This window comes from Wolbachia endosymbiont (group A) of Ophion costatus, assembly GCF_963969245.1.
GTDB classification, from domain to species: domain Bacteria; phylum Pseudomonadota; class Alphaproteobacteria; order Rickettsiales; family Anaplasmataceae; genus Wolbachia; species Wolbachia pipientis.
Window position 1 is genome coordinate 165,541 of the sequence record NZ_OZ017714.1, and the last position, 13,857, is coordinate 179,397.

Below are 13,857 nucleotides of genomic sequence, written 5' to 3' on the forward strand. Positions count from 1 at the left end.
GATTATGTCGAGTTTAAGCTGCCTTTATGGTGATAATGCAGAATTTGTGGAAGAAATGTATAGCCGTTATTTGCAGGGTGATAAATCAATCGGGGAGGATTGGTATAGAATTTTTTCAAGCAATTTAGAAGTTAATAAAGCGGAGACCTGCGGTGCACAGCGTGCAACTAAGGTGGATGATTCAGTTTCTAGTTTAGCAAATTTTTTCAGATCTTACGGTCATTTTTTTGCGGATCTTAATCCGTTATCACCCAATGTGAATAAGGAAGTAGATTATCAGAAATATTCGAATCTCTCTCCTATGGGTGACACTAGAATCTATAGAGATATTTACTGCAAGAACATCGGTTTTGAATTTATGCATATTTCCTCTTATGAGGAGAGAGTGTGGCTGCAGGAAAAGATCGAAAATCAAACCTATACGCTGAGTTCACAAGATAAAAAGGAAATACTGAGGCGCTTGATCGAATCTGAGATGTTCGAGCAATTTCTCCATATGAAATTTCCTGGATATAAACGTTTTTCTATCGAAGGTGGAGAATCAGCTATTGTTGCAATTGAAAAAATTATTAGTGATTCCGCTGGTTATGGTATTGAAGAAGTAGTTCTTGGTATGGCTCATCGCGGACGGCTCAATGTTCTAACCAAAGTTATGGGAAAAGAATATGCGGCAATGCTATCTGAATTTCAAGGCAATCTCGCACACCCAAGTGGTCTTGAGGTGTCCGGTGATGTTAAATATCACCTTGGTTATTCTTCTGATCGAGCACTTTCAGGTGGCAAAAAAATACATTTAAGTTTATGCCCTAATCCATCTCATCTTGAAGCGGTAAATCCGGTTTTGGCTGGAAGAATAAGAGCAAAACAGAATATAAGATCTGTGCTTGGCATATCAATTCATGGTGATGCGGCTTTCATCGGTCAAGGAGTGGTTGCTGAAACCTTGAGCCTAAGCAATATTGAAGGCTATAAGGTGGATGGCATTGTGCACGTTGTCATTAATAACCAAGTTGGTTTTACTGCTAATCCGTGTTGTGCGCGGTCCTCTTTTTATTGCACTGATGTAGCAAAATCAATAGAAGCTCCAGTGTTTCACGTTAATGGAGATAACCCTGAAGCTGTGAGTTTTGTTGCGAATTTGGCGATGGAATATAGGCAGAAATTTAAAAAGGACGTAGTGATTGACATAATATGTTACCGCAAATATGGCCATAATGAAGGTGATGAACCGAATTTCACTCAGCCACTCATGTATAAGGTGATATCAAAGCATAAAACTCCTGGAACATTGTATGAAGAAAAATTGACTGCAGAGAAAGTATTAAGTGGTGATGAAGTAAATAAATTACGCAGTGAATTCAGGGCAAAATTAGATAAAAGTCTTGCTGAATCAGTGACTTACACTCCAAAAAAAGCTGACTGGTTTTGTGGAGTATGGTCAAAATTAAGAAGGGCAAGGTTGAACGATTTGAGCGAATACTATACAGATTCTGGTGTTCCGCCAGATGAGTTGAAAAAATTAGGTGTGTATATAAATAGCAATATCCCAAGTAGCTTTAACATTAATAATAAGGTTAGAAAAATACTTGATGGCAGAATAGACAGTATAAATTCCGGCAGTAATATAGACTGGGCAACTGCCGAAAGTCTTGCATTTGCGTCACTGCTTACAGAAGGAATAGAAGTGCGTTTATCAGGCCAAGACTCTGGCCGTGGCACTTTTTCGCACCGTCATTCAAGGCTTGTTGATCAGGTAACAGAAGAAGCGTTTATTCCGCTAAACAATATAAATGAAAAGCAAGCTCACTTTGAGGTCATAGATAGCGCTTTATCAGAGTATGCTGTAATGGGCTTTGAATATGGCTATAGTCTTGATTCCCCGTATTCACTGGTGCTCTGGGAAGGACAATTTGGTGATTTTGCAAACGGTGCGCAAATTATGATCGACCAGTTTATCGCATCTGCAGAAACAAAGTGGTTGCGATCAAGCGGTCTAGTTTTATTGTTGCCCCACGGTTATGAAGGGCAAGGACCTGAACATAGTTCTGCTCGTATAGAGAGGTTTTTACAACTCTGTGCAGAAGATAATATGCAGATAGTTAATTGCTCCACTCCGGCAAATTACTTTCATGTTTTACGTCGGCAAATTCATCGAGACTTTCGTAAGCCTTTAGTAGTGTTTACACCTAAATCGCTATTGCGTCACAAAAGAGCAGTTTCTAACCTATCTGACTTTGAAGGAAAATTCCTCACGGTGATTCCAGAATATAGAACAGATTTAGTTTCGAATGATAAAATACGTAAAGTTGTAATATGCAGTGGTAAAGTTTATTACGACATATGTGAAGCACAAAAAATAAACGATATAGCAGTAATACGTTTGGAGCAATTCTATCCGTTTCCTGCCGATAAACTAAGTATTGAACTTGAAAAATACAAAAGCGCTGAAATTATATGGTGTCAAGAAGAACCAAAAAATATGGGAGGATGGTTTTTTGTCAACCCATTGATAGAAGAAGTGTTATCCAATCTCAATATTCAAGCAAAAAGACCTAAGTGCATTGCAAGACTTGCTGCTGCATCTCCTGCATGTGGTTATGCTAGTGTACATGCTCAGCAACAAGAGGAGATTTTAAGACAGATCGCTTAGTATTTACAGTTATTGAAGCAGAAGTGGTGCTATAAAAGTAGCTGACACTTGAATCCGGTTGCATCACGCGCTGCGGCCAGGCGCAATAGAAAACGCATTACACCAATAAAGCCCTTTTGGTACTCAAGCAAATATAAAAGATTTTTATTTAAAAAGTAAACATTATTAATATTTACTTTAACTAATATAGGATATATATGAATACAAAAATATTTGAGATGTTAATAAGGAGAACTGGTCTACGCAGAGATAGCAAAGCTGAGATCATACAGTTAAATAGAAATGAAAAAGCTTTCGTAGATGAGGATAAAGAATCTATCGAATTAGCTGAGGCCATTTTTGAAGAGAATAATATGTTTCATTTCCGCAAACCAGGTCCTGCTATGGATTACATTTTGCACAAATTAATAAATGATAGGAAGCTTTTCGAGGAAATGAAAGATAGAGGTACAAGTATAATACGTCTTTTTTCTTTGTTATCAATGTATCATGGTCGTCTCAATTGCTGTGTTATAAGAAAAGGAGGGTGTATTACTGAGTGTGGCATACTTGATTACGCTGGCACCTATCCAGAACTAGTGCCTTTAGAGGACTTTATACTTATTGAGCCTTCCTCGTACCTCGAGTACATTGTGTTTGACAATGAGAATATCAGAAATAGGTTAGCTGAAGACTTAACTGAAGATAAAACAAAATTAGATATCTTTTTGAATGGAATTTTAGCAACAAAGAATTCGGATTTAGTATTATCTTGTATTAACAAGATAGAGGTTCTTAATGAGGGAGATAGATATTTTGTTAATCTCTTACAGAAAAACGGCATGCTAGACTACATCTTAAACAAAGATGATACAACACTTGCAAAATCAACTCTAAAGGAGTTGTTGAAGCTTTCTATTTTGCAGGAAGAAAAAAGCACTGAGTTAGAATCTCCCCAAGCTTCAAGTGTAAATGTTAGCAAAGCTCAGCAACATTGTAGTATATAGCTGGTGATAAAGTTTAAAATAATTGCATATACTGAGGCTCATTTAGGTATAGAGCCTCAGTGGTGCTTAATTTTTCAATTTATGGTAGACTAGTAGCCCTACTATGATGTGGATCTATGCTCGCTTATAACTAAAATTTCACTTCCACCAAGGGGATATTATTCCAGCTATTGCTTCCATAGTCATCAATCGAAGCGTTTAAGTAATCTGTATCAAAGCGTACGGGCACATCAAATTCGAAGCTCGCAGTGATTATCGCATCTTTTACTGGTGGCTTCATAAATGTTATTTCTCCCGTTGAATAATTTACTGAATATTCACTCTCTTCTTTACCATTTAAATAAATCTTTACTGTCCCATGTACTGGCTTTTTGATCATACGTATATGCTTATCTTCCCCACTTACATAAGTTTTGATTAGCTGAAAAGTCGTTTTTTTGTTATCTCCTATACCAATCTCTTGATTAATGGCTATAAAATCCGACCAATCCTTAAAACGAAACCCTATTGCTTTACCTTTTCGTGCATGAAAAAATGTTATTAGTTCTAGTAGCTGCTCGTTTGATCTGACCCCGTAAGCTATGTTGTATCTAGTGCGTGCATGAGACCAATTGATGTTGCGCTGTTCACAACCATTGTGAGTTGTTAGAGGTTGTCCGGAAACTAGTAAATTCAAGCATATTCCCTCTTTAACATAACCCTACTCATAGCTAGGTATATGAAATTCTCAGTGGATGTTGTGAGTAAATCATACTCCTTCGATAGCCTTCTATTCCTATTAACCCAAGCAAAAGTCCTTTCTACAACCCATCTTCTTGGCTGTACTTTAAACCCTTGTTCTCTTGTTGGTAGTAGCTCAGGTGGCGTATCTTTGTGCACCCAAAATCTACATGGAGGCCTTGTAACAATTTCAATATCTATGTCATATTCTTCCTTTATGTGATTCTTTAAATTTCTTCCTTGGTATCCCATGTCAGCCCACATTTTTTTAACTTTAGTATATTTTGTTCTCATATTGTTTAATGCTATTTTAATACCATCTCTATCATTTTCGTTAGCAGCGCCTACGTAACAACCTAGTATAAAACCCTGAGTGTCTGTAATTATATGCCTTTTTCTACCCTTTACTTTTTTACTTCCATCATAGCCTTTGATCCCCCCTTTTCTGTAGTCTTTACAGATTGACTATCTACTATACAGGCACTCGGCTGCTCATTCCTTCCTATTTTTCTTCTACTATATTTTGTAATTTCATAATTCATTTTCTCAAAAATTCCCTGCTTCTTCCATTGCCTGAACTGCTCATACACAGTCTTCCATAGCGGAAAATCATTTGGTAAATACCGCCATTGACACCCTGTACGCAATACATAGAAAATTGCTTCTAATATTTCTCTTTTGCTATACTTTGGCGGCCTTCCTCCTTTCTTGTATGATACTCTGAAGTGTTTTTCTATTCTTGCCCATTCCCTTTCGCTTAGATCTGTTGGATACTTTTTTCTCATCTTTACCCCGTACTAAAATTTCGGATATTATAGCCTTTTACTTGTTTCCGGACAACCTCTAAGAATTAGGTCATGTGCAGAATATGGCATATCGTCCTTGATTTGCTTGAGCATCTCAATCATTTCCTTGTTCTGTTTACTCTGCTCGTCAAGTTTCCCTTTTAATGCATCAATAATAGCTTTAGACTGATCTTGATTGCCAAGATCACCAATCACAGCTGTTACTTTCTCATAAGGCAGTTTGTGAATGATGTCTTTAAGCTCTTCTGCACCTACGTTATCCAAAAGTTCTTTAAACTGCTCATTAGACATATTGCGAGCAAAAGCTTGAAGTTTTTCTGGGTTGTCAGCTAAAGACTTAATGATAATCTGAATCCTATTAGAATCAGTTAAATCCTGAGCAATTATGCCAAGTTTATCATGATCAAGCTTATTAACTAAGTCTTTCAGTTGGTCTTCTTGCAGACTATTTACTAAAGCTTTCAACTGATCACCTTCTAATTCTTTGGAGAGTATTGTCAAGTGGTGCTCAGCTAAGTCTTTTGCAAGCACTGTAAATTGCTCGTCATTTAAAGTTTTAATAAGTGCTTTGAACTGATCCACTTTTAAGTGAGGTAAAATTTCTTTTACTTGCTCTGAATTTAATTTTCTCACTAGAGCTTCAAGCTGAGTATCATTTAAAATAGGAACAATTATTTGTAACTTTTCTGGATTTAGTTCCTGAGCGAGGGTTTTTAGCTGGTGATTGGTTAGATGATCTACTAAAGCTTGCAACTGGTTTGAACTCAGTTCAGGAATGATTTTTTGCAGTTGCTCGTTACTAAAAGTATTGGTAAGAGTTTTTAGTTGGTCGTCTGTTAGGCCCTGAATAAAAACTTTGGTAAACGTGCTTGATAGCAACAGTAGCACATCTCTTATATGTCTCTCACCGTAGTATAACATAATGTCTTGTAATACCTCATTGTCAGGTGAATCGATTATATTTCCTGCTTCGTCTGAAAAATAATATTTATTGTTGCCAGTATCTGAATCTTCCCATGTTACATATTTGTATTCCAATTTTTTTGATTTAATAGAACTGCTACACATAGTTTTGAAAGGCTGCACAAGTTCTCTTGTATATGATAACTTAGCCAACTCATTACCGTAATATACAAATGTATGGTTACTTTTTACATAATCTAAGTTAGAATCACTTTTATAATCTTTGGCTACCAGATTTCCTTCATTTTCTTCCTCCAGACATATGTAACTGTCTAGGCAAGAACTGCCGCAAAGTTTTATAGGTAATAAGCCTAGTGCTACATCGTTTTTATCATCCAGCGATACAAGCTCAACTTTTTTAATAGACATTGTAGGATCATAACCTTCAGGCCACTTTATCAATTTAGTCGGGGTTTTTCTAAACACCTCTTTTCCAGGTACCATCTTAAAAACATGCTTTTTTCCACTCATAGGCGTTACCAATAAATTAATTGTTAGTATTCTAACATTTATTGATTAATTTATTGTTAAGTTGGTATATATTACAATTGTAATAACCAACATTACTTGTGTAGAGAAAAGTTACGAAAAGAAATAGGGATTTTCAGGGAAGTAGTATAAAATCCTCATAGATTAAAATAAGCTGCTTTGACAGGTTTTGTGGCGGCTAGAGCTAATATAGACTGGTGGAGGCAAGCGGGATCGAACCGCTGACCTTCTGCGTGCAAAACAGATGCTCTACCAGCTGAGCTATACCCCCAGGTAATTCTTGCTTAAAGCATAAATCACTCAGGCTGAAATGCAAGAAATATTTATCTATTAGGCTATTGCTAAATAGCGTACAAATTCTGCAGGGTGTACACACTTCTCTATTTTTTTGTCTCCTTAGCGTTATACTTCACATCATCCAAATAAATCTGTGAACTGAAAATTAACAAGAAGTTTTCCTTTGGAAATTTTTTTAAATTATTCATAGATTTTTTAACTAAATTATCACTAACGCAGTATATTATATAATTTATTTAACCACACATGAAAATTTTAGTTTGATTAAAACGGATAAAAACTGTATTGATGTTTAGTATAGCTGAAAAATGAAATGATCCCGTAGCTCAGCCGGTAGAGCAACTGACTTTTAATCAGTGGGTCACGCGTTCGAATCGCGTCGGGATCACTCACAAATTTTGAAAAACATGCTAAAAGAACAAGACAAAATATTCACCAACCTAAATGGTAAAGGAACTCCACTACTTGAGGGTGCAAAAAAACGTGGTAGCTGGCAAAAAACAAAGGAATTACTGGATTTAGGATCAGAAAAGATCATTGATGAAGTAAAGAAATCTGGTTTGAGAGGTCAAGGGGGTGCAGGATTTTCCACCGGCCTTAAGTGGAGCTTTATGCCCAAGAATCTTCCAAAAGCATATTTAGTAGTCAATGCAGATGAGTCAGAACCTGGTACATGTAAAGATAGAGATATATTGCGATATGAGCCACATAAGTTACTTGAGGGAATTCTCCTAGCCGGCAAAGCGATCAGCGCATCAGTTGCGTATATTTACATCAGGGGTGAATTTTATAATGAATATTTAGTTCTGAAAAAAGCACTTGAGGAAGCCTATAAAGAAAACTTAATTGGAAAAAATGCCTGCAAATCAGGTTATGATCTTGATGTATTTATCCATAGGGGTGCAGGAGCTTACATATGTGGAGAAGAAACAGCTCAACTTGAATCAATTGAAGGAAAAAAGGGCTTTCCTCGCATGAAACCTCCATTTCCCGCAGGTGTTGGACTTTTTGGCTGTCCAACCACAATAAACAACGTTGAAACTATAGCCATGGTTCCAGATATTCTAAATCGCGGAGGAGAATGGTTTGCATCTCTTGGTAAACCAAATAATACTGGTACTAAGATTTTTTGTATTTCAGGACATGTAAACAACCCGTGTAATGTTGAAGAAGAGCTCGGAATTCCACTACGTGAATTGATTGAAAAATACGCAGGTGGAGTGCGAGGGGGTTGGGATAATTTACTTGCTGTAATACCTGGTGGGTCTTCAGTGCCATTAATTCCAAAATCTATATGCGATACTATTGAAATGGATTTTGATTCATTAAGAACTGCACAATCAGGGCTTGGTACTGCTGCTGTAATAGTGATGGATAAATCAACTGATATAATAGCTGCAATAGAGAGGTTATCACACTTTTATATGCATGAGTCCTGTGGACAATGCACACCATGCCGTGAAGGTACTGGATGGATGTGGAGGATTATGAAGAGGATGGTGGCAGGAGATATTAAGCCTGATGAAATAGATAAGCTGCTTGACCTTACAACTCAAATAGAAGGACATACAATTTGCGCGCTTGGCGATGCTGCAGCTTGGCCGATTCAAGGATTAATAAGACATTTTCGCCATGTTATCAAAGAGAGAGCGATAATTTAACTTTACTTATACTTCTTAAGCCGTTTTGCTACTTAGCAACCAGAGCTAAAAAATATTGATTCCCTTCTCTTTTAGGTGCCAATTCTACCTTTGCGATATCTTCAGTGTCTCGAATTAGCCGTTCTAATTTTTCCAGTCCAACTTCAGTGTTTATAAGCTCTCTCCCTCTAAATCTCATTGTGACTTTAATTTTATGTCCGTGGGCAAGTAAGTCTCTTGCTTGACGCAATTTTGTTCCGTAATCGTGATCACCAATATTGGGACCCAGTTTAATTTCTTTTATAGTTAATGTTTTTTGTTTCTTTTTTGCTTCACTTGCTTTCTTTTTTATATCATACTTTTGCTTGCTATAATCCAGAATTTTACATACTGGAGGGGTTGAATCAGGTGCAATTTCCACCAAGTCTAAACCAACACCATGTGCAAATTCCAAAGCTCGTTCTATTGGCACGATTCCGACCATTTCACCACTATGATCAACTAAGCGTACCTCCTTAGCTGTGATAAATCCATTAATTCTGTTTTTATTGTTCTTTTTAACTTGCAAACTTTAACTCCCTTAATTCAAATTAATACTTTTTAACAGCGATTCATTAGCCTTTTTCAAAGAAAAAGACTCCTGTCTTTCCGATCCTAAATTTCTTACTGACACAGTTTTACTTGTAACTTCATTTTTGCCTACAATCCACAATATAGGAACCTTGTTTAGACTATGCAAACGTATCTTATAACTAATTTTTTCATTGGTCAAATCAGTCTTGACTCTCACACCTTGTTCTTTTAAAATATTGCTAATTTCTGTGGCGTAACCGTCAGCTTCATTTGTAATGGTCAGAATAGCAAGTTGCGTTGGAGCAAGCCAAACTGGAAATTTTCCTGCATAATTTTCTATCAAAATTCCAATAAAACGTTCAAAAGTTCCAAGAATTGCCCTATGTAACATGACAGGGTGATGCTTGTGTCCATCTGCCCCTATATAAAAAGCTCCCAGACGTTCTGGTAAAATGAAATCAACTTGTAATGTTCCACATTGCCAGCTTCTGCCTATTGCATCTTTTAAAACAAACTCTAGCTTTGGACCATAAAATGCACCTTCACCAGGGCTCAGTTCATAACTTAAGCCCGCTTCTTTAACGGCTTCAAGCAGCGCTTTTTCAGCTCTATCCCATACTTCATCATTACCTGCTCTAATATCTGGACGGTCTGAAAATTTCACAGAAATTTCATTAAATCCAAGCTCTGAATATACTTCTTTTAAAAGGTCACAAAACTTTATAGTCTCAGAATTCACTTGTTCTTCCATACAAAAAATGTGTGCATCGTCTTGCGTAAAACCACGCACTCGCATCAGTCCGTGCAATGAGCCTGAGCTTTCATTTCTATGGCATATGCCAAACTCTGCCATACGTATCGGTAAATCACGATAGCTTCTGGTGTGAGAATTAAAAATCTGCACATGACAAGGGCAATTCATAGGCTTTATTGCTAACTTTTTATTTTCAGACTCGTCAACAACGAACATATTTTCACGAAACTTATCCCAATGTCCAGATCTTTCCCACAGCTCTTTACTTACTAAAATAGGAGTTTTTACCTCAAAATAGCCATTATTTATTAGCTTCTTTCTGATGTAAGACTCAAGAACATTATATAGAATATATCCTTGTTCATGCCAAAAAACCTGCCCAACAGCTTCCTCTTGAATGTGAAATAAATCCATATCCTTAGCAATTTTGCGGTGATCACGTTTTTCTGCTTCTTTGAGGCACTCAAGGTAAGCGTTTAATTCATCCTTATTTCTCCATGCTGTACCATATATTCGCTGCAACATTGGGCCCTTTGCATCACCTCGCCAGTATGCACCCGCTACTTTCATAAGTTTAAACGCTTTAACTCTGCCGGTTGATGGTGAGTGCGGACCACGACATAGGTCAATAAAATCACCTTGCCTATAAACAGTTAGGTTTTCACCCTCTGGTATGGATGAGATAATATCAACCTTATATTTTTCGCCTATACCACTAAAGAAATCAATTGCCTGCTTGCGAGTCCAAACTTCTCGAACAAATCTGTGGTTACTTTTTACAATCTCTTTCATTTTCTTTTCTATTGCGGTAAGATCGTCCGTAGTGAAGGTACGACCTGTAGCAAAATCATAGTAAAAACCGTCCTGAATTGTTGGGCCGATAGTAATCTGAGTATTAGGAAATAGCTCTTTCACTGCCTGTGCCATTATGTGAGCAGCATCATGCCTTATTATATCTAAACCCGCTTCGTCACTCAGTTGTATCACCTCTATCTCTGCATCAGCTTCAATTTCACGTGAGAGATCATGCAACTCACCATTTACCTTAAAGGCAATTGCTTCTTTCAAAGCATCTGGTTGTAATATATCAAAGCCAATGACTTTACCACTGTATTCTTTTACTTTTTGTTCGGTTGAAAAAGTAACCCTAACCATAAATAAACCTATACGGACATGTAGCTTGAAGGCGGTTTGCTTCTTCCAACGGTGTCATCCCAGTGTCACGCACATAGCCATACGAACATTCATTTTCGAAGGTAAATTGCACAGCAAATGGTGTCATTCCAGTGCTTGACACTGGAATCCAGCTTTTTTGTAATTTCATTGAAAATGTTGTATAGTGTGCTTGTTCACAATCAATTTTACTGGATCCCAGTGTCAAGCACTGGGATGACACCTTTGTGTTTGAGGCAAAACAGGCTATAACATTTAACATACTGCCCTCGCAAACAAATGTTCGTACAGTTGTGTATCAGCTACTGGGATGACACCACCCCTAGTGGGCACTGCCCCTAAATCATAATGGATAACAGGGTTATAAGCTCTGAACATTAATAATAAGGCCTATTCTTTTTTAACCTGAGTGCAATTGCGTCTTCCCAAACTTCACCATTACGCAATAACTTTTCTTTATTGTACATTAGCTCCTCTCTTGTTTCAGTAGCAAATTCAAAGTTAGGACCTTCAACAATTGCATCAACTGGACATGCCTCTTGGCAAAGTCCGCAGTATATGCATTTTGTCATATCAATATCATAGCGCGTGGTGCGGCGACTACCGTCTTCTCTTTCCTCTGCTTCAATAACTATTGCTTGAGCAGGGCAGATAACTTCACATAATTTACAAGCTATGCATCGTTCTTCACCGTTTGGATACCTACGCAACGCATGCTCACCACGAAACCTTGGACTTAAAGGGCCCTTCTCCATAGGATACCTCAAAGTAACCTTTGGCTTAAACATATATTTTAATGTAATAACAAACCCTTTAATTAACTCTACAAAAGACCAGTACCAAGCTAATTTCTTGAGCATAAAATATTTAAAACTTGTGTCAGTCATTATAAATCATATTATCAGTTTTCAAAATAAATATTTTCACCTGGGTGACTTTTTAGGTATTTTGGTTTCTTAAGTGTAATATTGCTAAGTAGTTTATATAAATAATGACAAACACAAATGAAACTATTTTCGCTTTATCGACCGTATTTGGTAAGTCAGGAGTTGCAGTAATCAGAATTTCAGGCAACTACGCGCTTAAAGCTTTAAATCATTTTCATATTAAGAAAGAAATTAAACCAAGATTTGCTACTTTAGTTGATCTATATGATGATTCCAGTCAATTGATAGATAATGGAATAATCATCTATTTCCCTGCTCCAAACAGTTTCACTGGCGAGGACGTTATAGAGTTACAAGTGCATGGAAGCAAGGCAGTTATAAAAATCATCTTGGAGGAATTATCAAAAGTTTTCGTTATGGCCAAGCCTGGAGAATTCTCACTTAGGGCTTTTCTAAATGGTAAATTTGACTTAACGCAAATAGAAGGGATTGCAGACTTAATTGATGCTGAGACGAAAATGCAAGCTAAACAAGCGATTAAGCAGATATCAGGAGAATTGGAGAGACTATACAGCAATTGGAGGCAAAGATTAATAACGATACAATCCAAAATCGAAGCATATATAGACTTTCCAGAGGACATTTGGGCAGAAAAAAGTGAATTGGAAAAAATTAATAATGAAGTGCAATCTCTCGTGCAGTTGATACAAGAGCATTTAAATGATAATAGACGGGGCGAAAGGTTGCGTGAGGGTTTACATATTGTAATAACTGGTGAACCAAATGTCGGTAAATCAACTCTGTTTAATTTCTTAGCCAAGCGTGATATTGCTATTGTTTCTGAATATGCAGGCACAACAAGAGATATACTTGAAGCTCATATTGACATTGGCGGATACCCAATCATTCTCTCTGATACTGCTGGAATTCGTGAAAGTTCAGATCCAATAGAATTAGAAGGTATAAGTCGAGCGAAAAAGAGGTCTTTTGAAGCTGATTTAAGAATAGAGCTATTTCCTTTTGAACAACGACACGATGTCAATTATCAAGCCACAGGCAATATACCATCTGTCGTTGACACACAACTATGCAAATATTGTAATCAACAAACGGTGTCATCCCAGTGCTTGACACTGGGATCCAGATATAAAAATACTTGCAAATTATGCAATAGACAATGGATTCTAGAAACATGTGCTGAAAACAATGTTCATGATGAGATAAGCTGGAAACCAGTGTCAGCTACTTGCATGACATCAGACCAAAATGACACCATTTATGTATTGAGCAAAGCTGACGATGTTATCAATAATCACAATATAAAAATTAATGGCATAGATCTTTTACCCATTTCTATTCTAAAGGAAATAGGTACAAACAAATTGATCTCTCTCATAAAAGAGAAGGCAGAGGAAAAATTTGGGCATGATAGAGACACTCCTGTAATCACTCGGCAAAGACATAGGAATCACATGAAGAAAGCACTGGAACATTTACAACGTTTTAATATCGATAATCCAATTGAGTTGATATCTGAAGATTTGAGGCTTGCTGCATTTGAACTTGGTGCAGTGATTGGGATTATTAATGTTGAGGAAATATTGAGTAGTGTGTTTAGCAACTTTTGCGTGGGCAAGTAAAGCTTTTATAGATTGCTTAAAATCAAATGTTGTGATAGAAAAGAAATGGACGGATGGCCGAGCGGTTTAAGGCACCAGTCTTGAAAACTGACGTACGTGATGAGCGTACCATGGGTTCGAATCCCATTCCGTCCGCACAGCATCTCGCTATGCTAGCTGATTTTTAGAGCTTATTTGGACTATGTGGTTCATAACGCTGGAAATCTTATCTAATCTAGCCACATCTTTTAAAAATACATCCCTTTGTAAATTGACCTTGTTAGCGAAGAAAGCTAATAT

At 37.0% G+C, this 13,857-nt stretch carries 11 protein-coding genes and 3 tRNA genes; 6 read left to right on the forward strand and 8 right to left on the reverse strand.

Annotated elements, in window-relative coordinates; genetic code table 11:
• Positions 1–4: 4 nt before the first annotated feature.
• Together AACH21_RS00865 and AACH21_RS00870 are read left to right on the forward strand one after the other, a co-directional pair.
• Positions 5–2,650, forward strand: coding sequence for a 2-oxoglutarate dehydrogenase E1 component (locus AACH21_RS00865; RefSeq protein WP_338482587.1), 2,646 nt, complete (start codon positions 5–7; stop codon positions 2,648–2,650).
• A gap of 197 nt (positions 2,651–2,847) precedes the next feature.
• Positions 2,848–3,636 carry a hypothetical protein gene (locus tag AACH21_RS00870; protein ID WP_006279249.1) on the forward strand — a complete coding sequence of 263 codons (789 nt, stop codon included), beginning with the start codon at positions 2,848–2,850 and terminating at the stop codon, positions 3,634–3,636.
• A gap of 130 nt (positions 3,637–3,766) precedes the next feature.
• Here the strand turns inward: AACH21_RS00870 and AACH21_RS00875 are convergent, their stop codons facing one another.
• The 4 genes from AACH21_RS00875 to AACH21_RS00890 all read right to left on the reverse strand — a co-directional run bounded on the left by AACH21_RS00875 (position 3,767) and on the right by AACH21_RS00890 (position 6,885).
• Positions 3,767–4,312 (reverse strand): TIGR02217 family protein, encoded by a 546-nt coding sequence (locus tag AACH21_RS00875; protein ID WP_236514304.1) that lies wholly within the window; start codon positions 4,310–4,312, stop codon positions 3,767–3,769.
• Positions 4,309–5,141, reverse strand: a protein-coding gene (locus tag AACH21_RS00880) for an IS5-like element ISWpi1 family transposase (protein WP_236514306.1) whose coding sequence is annotated in 2 segments (ribosomal slippage) — positions 4,309–4,772 and positions 4,772–5,141 — 834 coding nt in all. Because the reading frame shifts where the segments join, the coding sequence is not laid out codon by codon here. The genes AACH21_RS00875 and AACH21_RS00880 overlap by 4 nt, the downstream gene beginning before the upstream one ends.
• A 27-nt stretch (positions 5,142–5,168) precedes the next feature.
• Positions 5,169–6,596 carry a magnesium transporter MgtE N-terminal domain-containing protein gene (locus AACH21_RS00885; protein WP_338482588.1) on the reverse strand — a complete coding sequence of 476 codons (1,428 nt, stop codon included), beginning with the start codon at positions 6,594–6,596 and terminating at the stop codon, positions 5,169–5,171.
• Positions 6,597–6,809: 213 nt separating this feature from the next.
• Positions 6,810–6,885: transfer RNA gene (locus AACH21_RS00890), tRNA-Ala, on the reverse strand.
• A gap of 341 nt (positions 6,886–7,226) precedes the next feature.
• On the opposite strand from AACH21_RS00890, the gene AACH21_RS00895 reads away from it, so the two are divergent.
• Together AACH21_RS00895 and nuoF are read left to right on the forward strand one after the other, a co-directional pair.
• Positions 7,227–7,299 (forward strand) — tRNA-Lys (locus tag AACH21_RS00895).
• A 19-nt stretch (positions 7,300–7,318) separates the two neighbouring features.
• Positions 7,319–8,572, forward strand: coding sequence for an NADH-quinone oxidoreductase subunit NuoF (gene nuoF / locus AACH21_RS00900; RefSeq protein ID WP_338482797.1), 1,254 nt, complete (start codon positions 7,319–7,321; stop codon positions 8,570–8,572).
• A gap of 28 nt (positions 8,573–8,600) precedes the next feature.
• Here the strand turns inward: nuoF and infC are convergent, their stop codons facing one another.
• The 4 genes from infC to nuoI all read right to left on the reverse strand — a co-directional run bounded on the left by infC (position 8,601) and on the right by nuoI (position 11,911).
• Complete coding sequence (infC, locus tag AACH21_RS00905) at positions 8,601–9,119, reverse strand: translation initiation factor IF-3 (RefSeq protein WP_338482589.1); 519 nt, start codon at positions 9,117–9,119, stop codon at positions 8,601–8,603.
• Positions 9,120–9,131: 12 nt separating this feature from the next.
• Positions 9,132–11,033, reverse strand: a complete 1,902-nt coding sequence (gene thrS, locus AACH21_RS00910; RefSeq protein WP_338482591.1) for a threonine--tRNA ligase — start codon at positions 11,031–11,033, stop codon at positions 9,132–9,134.
• Positions 11,026–11,313, reverse strand: a complete 288-nt coding sequence (locus tag AACH21_RS00915) for a hypothetical protein (protein ID WP_049973587.1) — start codon at positions 11,311–11,313, stop codon at positions 11,026–11,028. Before AACH21_RS00915 ends, thrS begins: the two co-directional genes overlap by 8 nt.
• A 115-nt stretch (positions 11,314–11,428) precedes the next feature.
• On the reverse strand, positions 11,429–11,911 hold the full coding sequence (gene nuoI / locus AACH21_RS00920; protein ID WP_038199316.1) for an NADH-quinone oxidoreductase subunit NuoI: 483 nt from the start codon (positions 11,909–11,911) through the stop codon (positions 11,429–11,431).
• 131 nt (positions 11,912–12,042) lie between these two features.
• On the opposite strand from nuoI, the gene mnmE reads away from it, so the two are divergent.
• The gene (mnmE, locus tag AACH21_RS00925; protein WP_236514388.1) at positions 12,043–13,578 is read left to right on the forward strand and encodes a tRNA uridine-5-carboxymethylaminomethyl(34) synthesis GTPase MnmE; all 1,536 of its coding nucleotides are present in this window, start codon (positions 12,043–12,045) and stop codon (positions 13,576–13,578) included.
• A 47-nt stretch (positions 13,579–13,625) separates the two neighbouring features.
• Positions 13,626–13,713, forward strand: a tRNA-Ser gene (locus AACH21_RS00930).
• Positions 13,714–13,857 lie beyond the last annotated feature (144 nt).